The sequence below is a fragment of the Azoarcus taiwanensis genome (assembly GCF_012910885.1).
GTDB classification, from domain to species: Bacteria; Pseudomonadota; Gammaproteobacteria; order Burkholderiales; family Rhodocyclaceae; genus Azoarcus_F; species Azoarcus_F taiwanensis.
This window is the reverse complement of record NZ_WTVM01000007.1, coordinates 44,735-59,983: the sequence shown is the minus strand read 5'-3', so window position 1 is coordinate 59,983 and position 15,249 is coordinate 44,735. Positions and strand designations below refer to the sequence as shown.

17 protein-coding genes are annotated in these 15,249 nt (G+C 61.6%); 14 read left to right on the top strand and 3 right to left on the bottom strand.

Annotated features, from left to right (window positions below; translation table 11 throughout):
• Positions 1-24: 24 nt before the first annotated feature.
• A complete protein-coding gene (phnD, locus tag GPA21_RS02280) occupies positions 25-915 on the bottom strand; it encodes a phosphate/phosphite/phosphonate ABC transporter substrate-binding protein (RefSeq protein ID WP_168986592.1) in 891 nt (296 codons plus the stop codon).
• A 370-nt stretch (positions 916-1,285) separates the two neighbouring features.
• On the opposite strand from phnD, the gene tpx reads away from it, so the two are divergent.
• The 5 genes from tpx (at position 1,286) to GPA21_RS02255 (ending at position 6,128) form a co-directional block, all read left to right on the top strand.
• Positions 1,286-1,786, top strand: coding sequence for a thiol peroxidase (gene tpx / locus GPA21_RS02275; protein ID WP_168986591.1), 501 nt, complete (start codon positions 1,286-1,288; stop codon positions 1,784-1,786).
• A gap of 161 nt (positions 1,787-1,947) precedes the next feature.
• A complete protein-coding gene (gene mnmG / locus GPA21_RS02270; RefSeq protein WP_168986590.1) occupies positions 1,948-3,861 on the top strand; it encodes a tRNA uridine-5-carboxymethylaminomethyl(34) synthesis enzyme MnmG in 1,914 nt (637 codons plus the stop codon).
• Positions 3,858-4,484 carry a 16S rRNA (guanine(527)-N(7))-methyltransferase RsmG gene (gene rsmG / locus GPA21_RS02265; protein ID WP_168986589.1) on the top strand — a complete coding sequence of 209 codons (627 nt, stop codon included), beginning with the start codon at positions 3,858-3,860 and terminating at the stop codon, positions 4,482-4,484. The genes mnmG and rsmG overlap by 4 nt, the downstream gene beginning before the upstream one ends.
• On the top strand, positions 4,484-5,254 hold the full coding sequence (locus GPA21_RS02260) for a ParA family protein (RefSeq protein WP_168986588.1): 771 nt from the start codon (positions 4,484-4,486) through the stop codon (positions 5,252-5,254). Before rsmG ends, GPA21_RS02260 begins: the two co-directional genes overlap by 1 nt.
• Positions 5,255-5,276: 22 nt before the next feature.
• On the top strand, positions 5,277-6,128 hold the full coding sequence (locus GPA21_RS02255; protein ID WP_168986587.1) for a ParB/RepB/Spo0J family partition protein: 852 nt from the start codon (positions 5,277-5,279) through the stop codon (positions 6,126-6,128).
• Positions 6,129-6,154: 26 nt separating this feature from the next.
• Here GPA21_RS02255 and GPA21_RS02250 read toward each other — a convergent pair whose 3' ends face one another.
• Positions 6,155-7,471: an MFS transporter gene (locus GPA21_RS02250; protein WP_168986586.1), complete on the bottom strand. Its 1,317-nt coding sequence runs from the start codon at positions 7,469-7,471 to the stop codon at positions 6,155-6,157.
• A 216-nt stretch (positions 7,472-7,687) separates the two neighbouring features.
• Here GPA21_RS02250 and GPA21_RS02245 point away from each other — a divergent pair, with 216 nt between their 5' ends.
• The 9 genes from GPA21_RS02245 to GPA21_RS02205 are packed head-to-tail and all read left to right on the top strand — an operon-like array spanning position 7,688 to position 14,580.
• The gene (locus GPA21_RS02245; RefSeq protein WP_168986585.1) at positions 7,688-8,029 is read left to right on the top strand and encodes an ATP synthase subunit I; all 342 of its coding nucleotides are present in this window, start codon (positions 7,688-7,690) and stop codon (positions 8,027-8,029) included.
• 1 nt (position 8,030) lies between these two features.
• On the top strand, positions 8,031-8,885 hold the full coding sequence (atpB, locus tag GPA21_RS02240) for a F0F1 ATP synthase subunit A (RefSeq protein WP_168986584.1): 855 nt from the start codon (positions 8,031-8,033) through the stop codon (positions 8,883-8,885).
• A gap of 53 nt (positions 8,886-8,938) precedes the next feature.
• A complete protein-coding gene (gene atpE / locus GPA21_RS02235) occupies positions 8,939-9,184 on the top strand; it encodes a F0F1 ATP synthase subunit C (RefSeq protein ID WP_168986583.1) in 246 nt (81 codons plus the stop codon).
• Positions 9,185-9,221: 37 nt separating this feature from the next.
• The gene (locus tag GPA21_RS02230) at positions 9,222-9,695 is read left to right on the top strand and encodes a F0F1 ATP synthase subunit B (RefSeq protein ID WP_168986582.1); all 474 of its coding nucleotides are present in this window, start codon (positions 9,222-9,224) and stop codon (positions 9,693-9,695) included.
• 3 nt (positions 9,696-9,698) lie between these two features.
• Complete coding sequence (locus GPA21_RS02225; protein WP_168986581.1) at positions 9,699-10,235, top strand: F0F1 ATP synthase subunit delta; 537 nt, start codon at positions 9,699-9,701, stop codon at positions 10,233-10,235.
• Between the two features lie 12 nt (positions 10,236-10,247).
• A complete protein-coding gene (gene atpA, locus GPA21_RS02220) occupies positions 10,248-11,786 on the top strand; it encodes a F0F1 ATP synthase subunit alpha (RefSeq protein ID WP_168986580.1) in 1,539 nt (512 codons plus the stop codon).
• Positions 11,787-11,807: 21 nt separating this feature from the next.
• Complete coding sequence (atpG, locus tag GPA21_RS02215; protein ID WP_168986579.1) at positions 11,808-12,674, top strand: F0F1 ATP synthase subunit gamma; 867 nt, start codon at positions 11,808-11,810, stop codon at positions 12,672-12,674.
• 25 nt (positions 12,675-12,699) lie between these two features.
• Positions 12,700-14,097, top strand: coding sequence for a F0F1 ATP synthase subunit beta (atpD, locus tag GPA21_RS02210; RefSeq protein WP_168986578.1), 1,398 nt, complete (start codon positions 12,700-12,702; stop codon positions 14,095-14,097).
• A 57-nt stretch (positions 14,098-14,154) separates the two neighbouring features.
• Positions 14,155-14,580 carry a F0F1 ATP synthase subunit epsilon gene (locus GPA21_RS02205; RefSeq protein ID WP_168986577.1) on the top strand — a complete coding sequence of 142 codons (426 nt, stop codon included), beginning with the start codon at positions 14,155-14,157 and terminating at the stop codon, positions 14,578-14,580.
• Positions 14,581-14,637: 57 nt separating this feature from the next.
• Here GPA21_RS02205 and GPA21_RS02200 read toward each other — a convergent pair whose 3' ends face one another.
• Positions 14,638-15,234, bottom strand: coding sequence for a ubiquinone biosynthesis accessory factor UbiJ (locus GPA21_RS02200; RefSeq protein WP_168986576.1), 597 nt, complete (start codon positions 15,232-15,234; stop codon positions 14,638-14,640).
• Positions 15,235-15,249 lie beyond the last annotated feature (15 nt).

Below are 15,249 nucleotides of genomic sequence, written 5' to 3'. Positions count from 1 at the left end.
CAGCACAGCAGCAAGCCTCAACCCTCACCCCCCGATATCAATCCCCGACTCCAGCAACTCCACATACCCCATCCACTCCGACATGTCGGCCTCGATGAAGCGACCGGCCTTCAGGTACTGCAGCACCTGTGCACCCGGTTCGCTGTCCGGCGAGATCGCCAGCAAGGCCTCGCGCAGCTTGCCGACCAGCTCCGGGCCGAGATCGCTGCGGGCGACCAGTGCGTAGTTGGTGAAGGGGGGCGAGGTATAGACGATGGGCGCGCGTGCCTTGAGCGCGTCGTCTGCCTTGTCCCAGGAGGCGTAGTTCAATGCGCCGACATCGTGCGTGCCATCGGCCACCATCTGCATCACCACGTCGTGGCTGCCCGAGTAGGCCACCGTGCGGAACACCCGCTCCGGCGCAACGCCAGCCTCGTCGAGGAAGAACTTGCGCGGCATCATGTGGCCCGAGGTGCTGCTCTTGCTGCCGAAGGTGAAGCTCCAGCCCTTGCCCTCGGCCGCGCTCGCGAGTTCGCCGAGACTCCCGACCGTGCTCAGTCCGGTCGCCGGGTTGGCGATGTAGTAGGTGACAAAGCCCTTGTCGATGTCGCGGCATCCGAGCACCGTCATCGCATCACCCATCTGCATGTAGGCCTGCGCGGTGGTCACCGCGCCCAGCCAGGCGACATGGGCACGACCGGTGGCCAGCGCGGTGACGCTGGCGGCGTAGTTCTCGACATGCATGTACTCGACCGGAATCCCGACTGCTTCACCCAGATGACGGGCCAGCGCGCCGAAGTTCTCGCGCATCCGGTCGGCGTCGCCGTCGTCGGGAATCGCGGTGATGATCAGCTTGGCGGGGGTTGCCTGCGCGACGGCGTCGGTCGGCGACAGGGCAAGTGATGAGGCCAGCGCAAACGCGGCCGCGGAGAGCAAAAAGCCTCTCCGTGAAGAAGATGCGAATGTACGCACGTGTTGCTCCCAATTGTCGGAGACCGCAGATTTTCAGCCTGTGGTCTTCAGCCACCCCGGGGCGGGATGCGCCGGGGCTTAATGGATGCCATGCCGGGCACAGGTCCGGATCATGGCTTTAAATGGCGGTACACAGACCACCGGTTGATGTCGGAACATCGAGTTCGGGATTATCCCAGAAACCCCTTCGCCGTTGCGCTTGTATGCCGGCGGATTCTGCTGCAATCTCTGAGGCTTGTTCTCATTCGCCAGCGCAAGTGAGAACAAGCCCTGGTCGAACGGGTCGGAGCAAGCCCGTCGTCGAGCAAATACCTAATTCACAGGAGATGACAACATGAGCACCGTGACCCTCGCTGGCAATCCCATCGACGTCGCCGGCCGATTCCCGCAACCTGGCGATTCCGCCCCCGGTTTTTCACTCGTCGGGACCGATCTTGCCGACGTCACTCTCGACACCTTTGCTGGCAAGCGCAAGGTGCTGAATATCGTGCCGAGTCTGGACACGCCCGTGTGTGCCACCTCCACCCGCAAGTTCAACGGCGACGCTGGCGCGCTTGCCAATACCGTGGTGCTGGTCGTTGCTGCCGACCTGCCTTTCGCGATGAAGCGTTTCTGCGAAACCGAAGGCCTGGCCAACGTGGTCAGCCTGTCAACGATGCGTGGCCGTCAGTTCATGCACGACTACGGTGTCGAAATCACCTCCGGGCCCTTGGCTGGCCTGACCGCACGCGCGGTCGTGGTGCTCGACGAGAACAACAAAGTCATTCACTCGGAGCTGGTGCACGAAATCAAGGAAGAGCCCAACTACGCTGCAGCACTTGCCGCGCTGAAGTGAGCACTGCAAACCGCGTGGCTGCGACGTCGCGCGGCTTCTGTTGCAAACCAATGTTCCGCAATGGAAAAATCGTGAAACAGCGCTTTTCGACGCTAGGCTTTTGCGTTGCAACAGCGTAAAATCCGGTGCCTTTCCGAATGCTTGGGCGCACCGGGGCTTTCATGATTTTTCCCACCCGTTTCGATGTCATCGTAGTCGGCGGCGGCCACGCCGGGACCGAGGCTGCGCTCGCGGCCGCGCGCATGGGCGCGAACACGCTGCTGCTCACGCACAACATCGAAACCCTTGGTGCGATGAGCTGCAACCCGTCGATCGGCGGCATCGGCAAGGGTCACCTGGTCAAGGAAGTCGACGCCCTCGGCGGCGCGATGGCTGCGGCCACCGACGAAGGTGGCATCCAGTTCCGGATTCTCAATGCCTCGAAGGGACCGGCGGTGCGGGCAACCCGCGCGCAGGCTGACCGGGTGCTGTACAAGGCTGCGATCCGTCGCCGGCTTGAAAACCAGCCGAACCTGACCCTGTTCCAGCAGGCAGTGGACGACATCACCGTAGAGGGCGATCGCGTTACCGGTGTCGTCACCCAGCTCGGCATCCGTTTCGAGGCGCCGGCGGTGGTGCTGACCGCGGGTACCTTCCTCAACGGTCTGGTCCATGTCGGTCTCGAAAACTTCTCGGCCGGTCGCGCGGGCGATCCGCCGGCGATCTCGCTGGGCCGGCGCCTGAAGGAGCTGGCCCTGCCGCAAGGTCGACTCAAGACCGGCACGCCACCGCGCATCGACGGCCGCAGCGTCGACTACTCGGTGATGCAGGAGCAGCCGGGCGACGATCCGGTGCCGGTGTTCAGTTTTCTCGGCTCGGCCGATCAGCACCCACGTCAGTTGCCCTGCTGGATCACGCACACCAACGAACGCACGCACGACATCATCCGGGCCAATCTCGATCGGTCGCCGATGTACTCCGGCATCATCGAAGGCGTCGGGCCGCGTTACTGTCCGTCGATCGAAGACAAGATTCATCGCTTCGCCGACAAGACCAGCCACAACATCTTTCTTGAGCCCGAGGGGCTGGAGACGCACGAGCTCTACCCTAACGGCATCTCGACCTCGCTGCCTTTCGATGTGCAGCTCGCGGTGGTGCGCTCGATCCGCGGCATGGAAAACGCCCATATCCTGCGCCCGGGCTACGCAATCGAGTACGACTACTTCGACCCGCGCAATCTCAAGTCGTCACTCGAAACCAAGACCTTTGCCGGCCTGTTCTTCGCTGGCCAGATCAACGGCACCACGGGTTACGAAGAAGCCGCAGCGCAAGGCCTGCTCGCCGGTGCCAACGCCGCGCTGCAGGTCTCCGGTCGTGAACCCTGGTGTCCGCGCCGCGACGAAGCCTATCTCGGTGTCCTGGTCGACGATCTGATTACCCGTGGCGTGTCCGAGCCCTATCGCATGTTCACCTCGCGGGCCGAATATCGACTGCAACTGCGTGAGGATAACGCCGACCTGCGCCTCACCGAGAAGGGCCGCGAGCTCGGCCTCGTCGATGATGCCCGGTGGTCAGCGTTCTGCGCAAAACGCGAAGCCATCGAGCGGGAGACCGCGCGGTTGCGCGCGGCCTGGGCCTTGCCCGACCGCATACCGGCGAGCGAGGCGGAGCGTGTTTTCGGCAAGACGCTCGAACGCGAGTACCGCTACTTTGATCTGTTGCGCCGGCCGGGCGTCGCGTATGCCGATCTGATGTCGCTGCCAGGTGCACCCGAGCAACCGGAGACCGAACCCGCCGTCGTCGAGCAGATCGAAATCGCCGCGAAGTATCAGGGCTACATCGATCGTCAGCAGGACGAAGTCGCGCGCACATTGCAGGCCGAGTCGACGCGCCTGCCTGTGGACTTCGATTACGCCGAGGTGCGCGGTCTGTCGCGAGAGGTGCAACAAAAGCTCAATCAACATCGGCCAGAGACCATAGGCCAGGCCAGCCGAATCCAGGGCGTGACGCCGGCGGCGGTGTCCCTGCTGCTCGTGTGGCTCAAGCGCAAGGAAATGATGCGCGACGCGATCGCCGGCGAGAAGAAGTCCGCATGAACATCGAAAGCGGTCTTGAGGCCGGCCTGCTGCGGCTTGGACTTGCGCTCTCGCCCGAAGCACGCAAGCGTCTGCTCGATTATGCTGCGCTGCTCGCCAAGTGGAACCGGGTCTACAACCTCACCGCGATCCGCGACCCGGAGCAGGTGCTGACCCATCATTTGCTCGATTCGCTGGCGGTGGTGCCGCATCTCGAGGGTATCGGGACGATTGCCGACGCTGGTTCCGGCGGCGGCCTGCCCGGTATCGTGCTGGCGATCGCCCGGCCCGCATTGTCGGTGACTTCCATCGAGACCGTCAGCAAGAAGGCGAGCTTCCAGCAGCAGGCGCGCATCGAGCTGGGCTTGACCAACTTCGTGGTGCTCAACGAGCGGGTCGAGAACGTGCGCCCCGAGGCGGGTTTCGATGCAGTCATTTCGCGTGCCTTCACCGAACTCGCCGATTTCGTTCGGCTCACCCGTCACCTGATCCGTCCTGGAGGGCGTCTGCTGGCGATGAAGGGCGTGCGACCCGACGCCGAAATTGCCCGACTCCCTGATGACGTACGCGTCGTCGAAACCCATTCGCTCGACGTGCCCGGCCTGGGCGCGGAGCGACATCTCGTGATCCTGGAAACCGACTGATGGCCCGAATCTTCTGTGTCGCCAACCAGAAAGGTGGCGTTGGCAAGACCACGACCTGCGTGAATCTCGCCGCGGCGCTGGCCGGCGCCGGTCAGCGTACCCTCCTGGTCGATCTCGACCCTCAGGGCAACGCGACCATGGGGAGCGGCGTCGACAAGCGCGAGCTGGATCGCTCGATCTACCATCTGCTCGTCGGGCTGGCCGCACTGGACGACGTGCGCACGACATCGCCGAGCGGTGGTTTCGATGTGCTGCCGGCCAACCGCGATCTCGCCGGGGCTGAAGTCGAGCTGGTTGACCTCGAGCACCGTGAGCGCCGGCTGAAGCAGGCACTCGCCGACGCTGCCGAGGCCTACGATTTCGTGCTCATCGATTGCCCGCCATCGCTGTCGATGCTCACCCTGAACGGACTGTGTGCGGCGCACGGCGTGATCATCCCGATGCAATGCGAGTACTATGCGCTCGAAGGGCTGTCGGATCTGGTCAATACCATCAAGAAGGTCCATGCCAATCTCAATCGCGACCTGAAGATCATCGGCCTGTTGCGGGTGATGTTCGACCCGCGCATGACACTGCAGCAGCAGGTTTCCGCCCAGCTCGAGAGCCATTTCGGTGACAAGGTCTTCAACGCCGTGGTCCCGCGCAACGTGCGTCTTGCCGAGGCCCCCAGCCATGGCATGCCCGGCGTGGTATTCGACCCGTCGTCCAAGGGCGCCCAAGCCTACATGGCCTTCGCCCACGAGATGATCGAACGCATGAAGACGTTGTGACCCACACACGGAACGAACAAGCATGACACCACCCAAGCTCAAGGGCCTCGGTCGGGGGCTCGATGCCCTACTGGCGGGTAACCGCGAAGACGAAACGCCTCAAGGCGAATTGCAGACCCTCGCCATCGACAGCCTGCGGTCCGGCAAGTACCAGCCGCGCACCCGTATGGACCCGGGTTCGCTCGAGGAGCTCGCGGCGTCGATCAAGGAGCAGGGTGTGATGCAGCCCATCCTGGTTCGTCCGGTGGGCGGTGGCCGTCACGAGATCATTGCCGGTGAGCGGCGCTGGCGCGCCGCGCAGTTGGCCGGGCTCGGCGAAGTTCCCTGCCTGGTGCGAGAGATACCCGATGAAGCGGCGCTGGCGATGTCGCTCATCGAGAACATCCAGCGCGAGGATCTCAATCCTCTTGAGGAAGCAGCCGGCATTCAGCGTCTCATCGACGAGTTTGCCATGACCCATCAGCAGGCGGCCGATGCGGTAGGCCGCTCCCGTCCGGCAGCATCGAACCTTTTGCGCCTGCTGCAGCTCGCCAAACCGGTGCAGGAGCTGCTGATGGTTGGCGATCTAGACATGGGTCACGCACGGGCACTGCTGCCGCTCGATCCGGCAAGCCAGATCCAGATCGCCAATCTCGTCGCGACCCGCGGCTTCTCGGTGCGCGAAACCGAGCGCATGGTGCAGCGCCTGCTCAACCCCCGTCCGAACAAGGCGTCCCAGCCGGTCGATCGCGATCTGCTCCGCCTGCAGGAGGAGGTTTCCGACAACCTTGGGGCGACCGTGCGTATCAAGGCCAACCGCAAGGGTGCCGGCGAGGTCAGCATCCGCTTCGGCAATCTCGACCAGCTCGATGGATTGCTCGCGCGCTTGAAATAGCGCGGTTGAAGCGGTCTGCCAGCGCGTCAGTCGTGCGCCGCGGCGACGCCGCGCTGCTCGTCGATGCCGGCAAGCGGGATCAGTGCCGCTGCAAAAAGCAGGATGCAGAACAGCACCGCACCCTGGAGTCCGAACGCCCATTGCAGCAGACCGACGCCAAAGATGCCGAAAATCGCGGCGAGCTTGGTGAACAATCCCCAGAACCCGAACAGTTCGGCAGCCCGATGCTCGGGAGAGAACATGCCCACCAGCGCGCGGCCGACCGATTGGCTCGATCCGAGGCTGAGTCCCGACAGCAGGCCGGCGAACAGGAACACCTGCTCCACCTCCAGCGACAGCCCGAAGGACTGGTCGAGCCATGCCGTCAGCTCGGCAACGAAGTAGATCGCGAGAATCGCAAGAATCCACAGAATGAGCGTGAGCGCGTAGGTCAGTCGGCCGCCCAGCCAGCCCTGAAGCCAGCCAAACGCGAGCGCGCCCACCAGGGCGGTGATCTGCACGACGACGAACATCAGGTTTCGCGTGCCCTCGCTCCAGCCTATGACCTGTGCGCCGTAGATGAACGAAAAAGCCACGATCACATAGACCCCCGCCATCGCGAACAGGATGGACAGGAACAAGCGGGCAAGATCCGGATAGCGTGCGACCGAGCGCACGGTGACCAGCAGCCTGCGATAGCCTTCGGCCACCACATCCGTGCCGAGCTCGTGTCTCACCCCGACTGCGGGCTCGCGAAGCCAGATGAAGGTCGGAATCGCCGCCAGCAGAAAGAAAACGGCGGCAAAGGGGCCGACCCAGCGGATGCGCTCGAAATTTTCGAACGTCACCGCGCCGAGAAAGAGCAGCACGAAACCGGCCGAGACCAGGCCGCCCGCGTAGCCCAGCGCCCAGCCCAGGCCGGAGATCTTGCCCAGCTCGCGAGGCTCGCCGAGAAACGGCAGAAAGCTCGCGATGAACGACTCGCCTGCGGAATAAGCGGTGTTGGAGACCACGATGAGCAAGAAACCCAGCCAGATGTAGCCGGGCGCGACGAAATACAGCATGCCAGTGCTCAGCACCGTGATCACGTAGCTCGTAAACAGCAGGCGCTTCTTCGCGCGCGCATAATCCATCATCGCGCCGAGAAGCGGTGCGGTCACCACTACGATCGCATAGCTCAGACACAGCGCCAGCGACCATAACAGGTTGCCCAGGCGATAGTCTGGCGAGTCTCCCACTACGATCCGGGTGTAGAGGTCGCCGAAGATCACGGTGATGATCAACAACGTGTAGGCCTGATTGGCGAAGTCGAACATGCTCCAGCCGAAGATTTCGCGCCGCCCCGCCTTTGCCGTTCTGATCATTGTCTGCCCTTGGAACTCATCAGCGCGAGGTTATCACTGCTCTCGATCGCACCGTTTATTCACAGATCGTAAACCGTGTTCAAGGGCTGTCTTTTATAAGACCCATGACCGATGTTGCATTGCACACGGATTTGACTTGGTCGTGGTTAACCCCTACCATTCACCCAGTTTACACATGACGGTCGGCGCATCGCCCGCTTCGCGCCACGCGGATCCATGATCAAAGTGGTGTTCCTGCAGCTCGGCGCTACCCTCGTCGCAACGGCCATCGCGGCCGTTTTTTTCGGGGTGCATGGTGCGGCGTCGGCGGCGATCGCAGGCTTGGCCTGCTTGCTGCCCAACGCGGTTTTCGCGTTCCGGCTGAGTCTTGTGGCGAAGCGCACGGGCAATGCGTCCGTGGCCGGCTTCTTCGTCGGAGAGTTCTTCAAGCTCGCGACGATTGTGGGATTGTTGGTGCTGGCTCGAGCCTTGTACGCGGATCTCCACTGGGGGGGTCTGTTCGTCGGTTTGATTCTGGTGCTGAAGGCGAATTTATTTGCTTTTTTGGTGAAGACATAACATGGCTGGAAACGCTCCCACCGCTTCAGAGTACGTCGTACATCACCTGACCAACCTGACTCTAACCGGTAAGGCTCAGCAGGACGTCGTCGACTGGAGTGTCATCAACATCGACTCCGTTTTCTGGGGTTTTGGTCTCGGCATTCTCACCGTCGTCGTGCTGTGGCGCCTCGCGCAGCGCGCCACCTCGGGTGTGCCCGGCCGGTTCCAGGGCTTTGTCGAGCTCATGGTCGAAATGGTCAATGACCAGGCCAAGAGCATCGTCCATAGTGCCGAGTCCCGCAAGTTCGTCGCGCCCCTCGCGCTGACCGTGTTCATCTGGGTGTTCCTGATGAACTTCATGGATCTCATCCCGGTCGATCTGTTCCCGATGATCTGGGAGAACGGCTTGCTGCCCGCGCTTGGCGGCGATCCTGCGGTCGCCTACGGCTACATGCGTATCGTGCCGACGGCCGACATCAACGTGCCGCTCGGGATGTCCATCTCCGTGTTGCTGCTGTGCTTCTATTACAGCATCAAGATCAAGGGCTTCGGCGGCTGGATCCATGAGCTCTTTACCGCACCCTTTGGCAACCACCCGGTGCTGTGGCCCATCAACTTCATCATGCAGATGATCGAGTACCTCGCCAAAACGGTGTCGCACGGTCTTCGTCTGTTCGGCAACCTGTTCGCCGGTGAGCTGCTCTTCGTGCTGATCGCGCTGCTCGGTGGTACTGCAACTGTCATGGGCTTCATCGGTCATCTGATCGCAGGCTCCATCTGGGCGATCTTCCACATCCTGATCATCGTGCTGCAGGCATTCATCTTCATGATGCTCACCCTGGTGTATGTCGGCCAGGCGCATGAATCACACTGATTTCTGTATCATCGCGAGTTTTTACTTAGTTACCTTTAATTGAAGGAGTTGTCATGGAACTTACCCTGGGTCTCGTCGCGCTGGCTTCTGGTCTGATCATTGGTATGGGTGCTATCGGTGCGTGTATCGGTATCGGCATCATGGGCAGCAAATACCTCGAAGCTTCCGCTCGCCAGCCCGAGCTGATGAACGCCCTGCAGACCAAAATGTTCCTGCTGGCTGGTCTGATTGACGCTGCGTTCCTGATCGGCGTCGGTATCGCGATGATGTTCGCCTTCGCCAACCCGTTCGTAGCCTGATCGGTCTCCACTACAACTCAACCGAGGGCCAAGAACAGTGAATTTGAACGCAACCCTGATAGCCCAGATCGTTGTGTTCTTCATTCTCGGCTGGTTCACGATGAAATTCGTGTGGCCGCCGATCATGAAGGCACTCGATGAGCGTGCGGCGAAAATCGCCGACGGGCTGGCAGCTGCGGACAAGGCCAAGGCCGACCTCGCACTCGCGGAGAAGAAGGCTGTCGAAGAGATGCGCAAAGCTCGCGAATCAGCGGGTGACGTGCGCGCGACTGCCGAAAAGCAGGGCGCCAAGGTGCTCGAAGACGCCCGTGCCGAAGCCAACCGCATCATCGCCCAGGCGCGTGAAGCCGCCGAAGGCGAAGCCGCCGCCGCCGCCCAGCGTGCCAAGCAAGATCTCCGTGAGCAGGTCGCTCTTCTCGCCGTTGCCGGTGCAGAGCAGATTCTGCGTCGCGAGATCGACGCCAAGGCTCACGCCGATCTGCTTGCCAACCTGAAACAGGAACTGCAATAAGTCATGGCCGAGAACGTCACCATCGCGCGTCCCTATGCCGATGCCGCCTTCGAGCTGGCTAAAGGGGCCGATGCGCTGGGGCCTTGGTCGGAAGCACTCGCAAAGCTGGCTGCAATCGTGGCCGATCCGGCGATGCAGGAATGCATCGGCGACCCTAACCTGACCGATGACCAACTTCATGGTCTGGTCGTAGGGGTTGCCGGTGAAGTCCTGAATCAGGATCAGCAGAACTTTGTACGCCTACTCGTCGAGAACGAACGCCTCAAGGTGCTTCCCGAGATCCGTGACCTTTTCGTTCGACGCAAGAACGATCACGAAGGTGTCAAGGAGGCGCTCATCACCTCCGCCTTCCCGATCGACGATGCCATCCTGGCGACCATGAAGTCCGATCTTGAAGCCCGCTTCAAGGCCCGGCTCAATGTCAAGGTCAGCCTCGACCCCGAACTCATCGGGGGTGTCCGCATCGCGGTCGGCGACGACGTCATCGACACCTCGGTCCGCGGCAAGCTCGCGAACATGGCCGCTGCGCTTAAGAACTAGGAGCATACGTAAATGCAACTCAACCCCTCTGAAATCAGTGATCTGATTAAGAGCCGCATCCAGAACCTGCAGCTTGCTGCAGCGTCGCGGAATGAAGGCACGGTGGTTTCGGTGACTGACGGCATCTGCCGCGTGCATGGTCTTGCGGATGTGATGCAGGGCGAAATGCTGGAGTTTCCGGGTAACACCTTCGGTCTGGCACTCAACCTCGAGCGCGACTCCGTCGGCGCCGTTGTGCTCGGCGAGTACGAGCACATCACCGAAGGTTCGACGGTCAAGGCGACCGGTCGAATCCTCGAAGTGCCGGTTGGTCCCGAGCTGTTGGGCCGCGTGGTCAATGGACTTGGCCAGCCGATCGACGGCAAGGGCCCGATCAACGCCAAGCTGACCGACAAGATCGAGAAGGTCGCCCCGGGCGTCATCGCCCGCCAGTCGGTGTCCGAGCCGGTTCAAACCGGTCTCAAGTCGGTCGACTCGATGGTGCCTATCGGTCGTGGCCAGCGCGAGCTGATCATCGGTGACCGTCAGACCGGCAAGACCGCGGTCGCTGTCGACGCGATCATCAACCAGAAAGGCCAGAACATGTTCTGCGTCTACGTTGCGATCGGTCAGAAAGCCTCGACCATCAACAACGTGGTGCGCAAGCTCGAAGAGCACGGCGCTCTTGAGTACACCATCGTCGTTGCCGCATCGGCATCCGAGTCGGCCGCGATGCAGTATCTGTCGGCCTACGCCGGCTGCACCATGGGCGAGTACTTCCGCGATCGCGGCCAGGACGCGCTCATCGTTTATGACGATCTTACCAAGCAAGCCTGGGCCTATCGTCAGGTCTCCCTGCTGCTGCGTCGTCCGCCGGGCCGTGAAGCCTACCCCGGTGACGTGTTCTATCTCCACTCCCGTCTGCTCGAGCGCGCCGCGCGCGTGAATGCCGACTACGTTGAGAAGTTCACCAACGGCGAAGTCAAGGGCAAGACCGGTTCGCTGACCGCACTGCCGGTCATCGAAACCCAGGCCGGTGACGTGTCCGCGTTCGTTCCGACCAACGTGATCTCGATTACCGACGGCCAGATCTTCCTCGAGACCGACCTGTTTAACGCTGGTATCCGTCCCGCGATCAACGCCGGTATTTCGGTGTCGCGCGTTGGTGGCGCCGCGCAGACCAAGGTCATCAAGAAGCTCTCCGGTGGTATCCGTACCGACTTGGCGCAGTATCGCGAACTCGCAGCCTTCGCCCAGTTTGCATCCGATCTTGACGATGCGACCCGCAAGCAGCTCGAGCGTGGCCGTCGCGTGACCGAACTCATGAAGCAGCAGCAGTACTCGCCGATGTCGATTGCCGAGATGGCGATCGTGCTCTACTCGGTGAATAACGGCTACTTCGATGATATCGAGGTGGACCGCTTGCTCAAGTTCGAGCACGGGCTGCTCGATCACGTCAAGTCCAAGCATTCGGCCCTGATTTCCCGGATTCTCGACAAGCGTGAACTCGACGCCGATGGCGAGAAGGAACTCGCCGGTGCGGTCCAGGAGTTCAAGAAGAGCTGGTCCTGAGCCCGCTGACGGAGACGCATTATGGCAAGCGGTAAGGAAATCCGAACCCAGATCAAGAGCGTGCAGAACACGCGCAAGATCACCAAGGCCATGGAGATGGTGGCCGCATCCAAGATGCGCAAGGCGCAGGAACGGATGCGGTCCGCCCGTCCGTACGCCGAGAAGATCCGCCGCCTCGCTGCGAATCTTTCGCAGGCCAACGTTACCGACTACAAGCACCCGTTCCTCGTCCGTAAAGCCGAGAACAAGCGAGTTGGCTTGATCCTCGTCACCACTGACAAGGGATTGTGTGGCGGTCTCAACACCAACATCCAACGGGTTGCGCTGGGCGCGATGAAGGAATGGGACGCCGCCGGCGCCTCGATCCAGGCATGCTGCATCGGCAACAAGGGCCTTGGCTTCATGCAACGCATGGGCGCCAAGGTCGTGTCGCAGGTGGTTCAACTCGGCGACACGCCGCATCTGGAAAATCTGATCGGGCCGGTCAAGATCATGCTCGACCTGTTCCAGAAAGGTGAGCTTGACTCGGTGCATATCGCCTACACCCGCTTCGTCAATACGATGAAGCAGGAGCCGGTGCTTGACCAGTTGCTGCCGCTGACGGGCGAGAAGCTCGGCACGCCGGACGCGTCCTGGGACTACCTGTACGAGCCGGATCCGCAGGTCGTCATTGATGAACTACTGCTTCGTTACATCGAGGCACTGGTGTATCAGGCGGTGGCGGAAAACATGGCGTCGGAGCAGAGCGCGCGAATGGTTGCGATGAAGGCTGCGTCGGACAATGCGAAGAACGTGATCGGAGAACTGCAACTGGTCTATAACAAGACCCGCCAGGCTGCGATCACCAAGGAATTGTCCGAAATCGTCGGCGGTGCCGCGGCGGTCTAACGAATTTTGATTTAAGGAAACGACGATGAGTACTGGTACGATCGTTCAGTGTATCGGCGCGGTGGTGGATATCCAGTTCCCGCGCGAAGCGATGCCGCGAGTCTATTACGCGCTGAAACTCGAGGAATCCGACAGCTCGTTCGCCGAGCCGGGTCTGACCTTCGAGGTGCAGCAGCAGATCGGTGACGGCGTGGTGCGGACCATTGCACTGGGTTCCACTGACGGCCTGCGCCGCGGCATGAAGGTGTCAGACACCGGTGCACCGATTTCGGTGCCTGTTGGTCATGGCACCCTGGGTCGCATCATGGACGTGCTGGGCCGTCCGATCGACGAAGCCGGCGACATCGAAACCGACGAGAAGCGCGCAATTCACAATGCCGCGCCGAAGTTCGACGAACTTTCCCCGTCGGTCGAGCTGCTCGAAACCGGCATCAAGGTTATCGATCTGATCTGCCCGTTTGCCAAGGGCGGTAAGGTCGGACTGTTCGGTGGTGCTGGCGTGGGCAAGACCGTCAATATGATGGAGCTCATCAACAACATCGCCAAGCAGCACTCGGGTTTGTCGGTGTTTGCCGGTGTGGGTGAGCGTACCCGTGAGGGCAACGACTTCTACCACGAGATGAAGGAGTCGAACGTTCTCGACAAGGTTGCGATGGTGTTCGGTCAGATGAACGAGCCCCCGGGCAACCGTCTTCGTGTCGCGCTGACCGGCCTGACCATGGCCGAGCGTTTCCGCGACGAAGGCCGTGACATCCTGTTCTTCGTCGATAACATCTACCGTTACACCCTGGCCGGTACCGAAGTGTCCGCGCTTCTGGGTCGTATGCCTTCCGCGGTGGGCTACCAGCCGACGCTGGCTGAAGAGATGGGTCGCCTCCAGGAACGGATTACCTCGACCAAAGTGGGTTCGATCACCTCGATCCAGGCGGTTTACGTGCCGGCGGATGACCTTACCGATCCGTCGCCCGCAACGACCTTCTTGCACCTTGACTCGACCGTCGTGCTGTCGCGTGACATCGCTGCGCTGGGTATCTACCCGGCAGTCGACCCGCTCGACTCCACGAGCCGTCAGCTCGATCCGCTGGTCGTCGGTGAAGAGCACTACAACGTCGCACGTCAGGTACAGCAGACCCTGCAGAAGTACAAGGAACTGCGCGACATCATCGCGATTCTCGGTATGGACGAACTGTCGCCGGAAGACAAGCTGGCGGTCGGCCGCGCACGTAAGATCCAGCGCTTCCTGTCGCAGCCCTTCCACGTCGCCGAGGTGTTTACCGGCTCGCCGGGCAAGTATGTGTCGCTCAAGGACACCATCGCCGGCTTCAAGATGATCGTCAGCGGCGAATGCGACCACCTCCCCGAGCAGGCCTTCTATATGGTGGGCGGCATCGAAGAGGCAATGGAAAAAGCCAAGAAGCTGTAAGGCTGACCTGTGGGCCGGTGAAGAACACCGGCTCACAGTAACCAAGAGGACACCATTATGGCAATGACGGTTCACGTCGACGTCGTCAGCGCGGAAGAAGAGATCTTCTCCGGTCTGGCCGAATTCGTCGCGCTGCCCGGCGAAACCGGGGAGCTCGGCATTCTGCCTGGGCACATGCCGCTGATGACACGCATCAAGCCGGGTGCCGTTCGAGTCAAGGTACCGAATCAAACCGACGAAGAGCTGATCTTCGTGGCGGGTGGCATTCTCGAAGTGCAACCGGGTTTGGTCACCGTGCTTGCTGACACCGCCATCCGCGGGGCAGATCTGGACGAGGCCAAGGCGCTCGAAGCCAAGAAGAAGGCCGAAGAAGCGTTGAAGAGCCAGGCGGCGAAGATCGATTATGTGAAGGCTCAGGCCGAGCTGATGGAAGCGATTGCGCAAATCGCTGCAATCCAGAAGCTGAAGAAGCGCGGTCACTGATCCGCTTTGCGGATAGACTGAAGAAGGCGGCCCGAGGGTCGCCTTTTTTAGTTTTTGCTACGCGCCGCTGCGAGGAATCCGGGCTAGCCGGGAGATCCGCTTTTCGAGTCGTGCGATGTCGTCTCGCAAGGCTCGGACGTCGGAATCGACCGGCGCGACGGCTGCCTTCCCAACGAGCAGGGGCTGCTCTTCGACAAGGTAGTCACGCAGGTTGTCGGCGACAGATTCGGCCGCCCGTCGTGGCACCGGTGTGAGCCGGCGAAATCCGCCGACGATGCGGTGGGCTGCGATGTCACCGACGAATCCGGCCAGGTCGGCTTCGACGTCCCATTCGAGATGGCGGAGCACGAACGCGACTGTGTCGGCCAATTCAGCGTTGCCCGAAAGCCGAACCGCACCCATCGCATTTTGCTGATCTTCAAAGGCGAACTTGGGTACGGACGCAAGTGGCACCGTGATCGTGACATCGGGTTCGACTTCGCTGGTGTTGGCGGCAAACAGCCCCTGGGGGTCGATCTCGAGCCTGAGTTCCAGCGCGTCCAGGTGAATCCAGACGACGGCTCCACCATGAGGACGAAGACGTTCCAGCGCCCAGGCGTTGCCAGCCAGTACATGATTCAGCGGTGCGATCAGGAGGGCTGCGGGTAGTTGCATCTGAATCGGGTTATG

What these genes read in the sequence shown, in the direction of transcription:
- tpx (WP_168986591.1), top strand. Translation starts at nt 1,286, where the DNA reads ATGAGCACCGTGACCCTCGCTGGCAATCCCATCGACGTCGCCGGCCGA.
- atpB (WP_168986584.1), top strand. Translation starts at nt 8,031, where the DNA reads ATGGCTGGAAACGCTCCCACCGCTTCAGAGTACGTCGTACATCACCTG.
- GPA21_RS02200 (WP_168986576.1), bottom strand. Translation starts at nt 15,234, where the DNA reads ATGCAACTACCCGCAGCCCTCCTGATCGCACCGCTGAATCATGTACTG.
- atpE (WP_168986583.1), top strand. Translation starts at nt 8,939, where the DNA reads ATGGAACTTACCCTGGGTCTCGTCGCGCTGGCTTCTGGTCTGATCATT.
- atpG (WP_168986579.1), top strand. Translation starts at nt 11,808, where the DNA reads ATGGCAAGCGGTAAGGAAATCCGAACCCAGATCAAGAGCGTGCAGAAC.
- atpD (WP_168986578.1), top strand. Translation starts at nt 12,700, where the DNA reads ATGAGTACTGGTACGATCGTTCAGTGTATCGGCGCGGTGGTGGATATC.
- mnmG (WP_168986590.1), top strand. Translation starts at nt 1,948, where the DNA reads ATGATTTTTCCCACCCGTTTCGATGTCATCGTAGTCGGCGGCGGCCAC.
- GPA21_RS02260 (WP_168986588.1), top strand. Translation starts at nt 4,484, where the DNA reads ATGGCCCGAATCTTCTGTGTCGCCAACCAGAAAGGTGGCGTTGGCAAG.
- GPA21_RS02255 (WP_168986587.1), top strand. Translation starts at nt 5,277, where the DNA reads ATGACACCACCCAAGCTCAAGGGCCTCGGTCGGGGGCTCGATGCCCTA.
- GPA21_RS02205 (WP_168986577.1), top strand. Translation starts at nt 14,155, where the DNA reads ATGGCAATGACGGTTCACGTCGACGTCGTCAGCGCGGAAGAAGAGATC.
- GPA21_RS02245 (WP_168986585.1), top strand. Translation starts at nt 7,688, where the DNA reads ATGATCAAAGTGGTGTTCCTGCAGCTCGGCGCTACCCTCGTCGCAACG.
- GPA21_RS02225 (WP_168986581.1), top strand. Translation starts at nt 9,699, where the DNA reads ATGGCCGAGAACGTCACCATCGCGCGTCCCTATGCCGATGCCGCCTTC.
- GPA21_RS02250 (WP_168986586.1), bottom strand. Translation starts at nt 7,471, where the DNA reads ATGATCAGAACGGCAAAGGCGGGGCGGCGCGAAATCTTCGGCTGGAGC.
- atpA (WP_168986580.1), top strand. Translation starts at nt 10,248, where the DNA reads ATGCAACTCAACCCCTCTGAAATCAGTGATCTGATTAAGAGCCGCATC.
- rsmG (WP_168986589.1), top strand. Translation starts at nt 3,858, where the DNA reads ATGAACATCGAAAGCGGTCTTGAGGCCGGCCTGCTGCGGCTTGGACTT.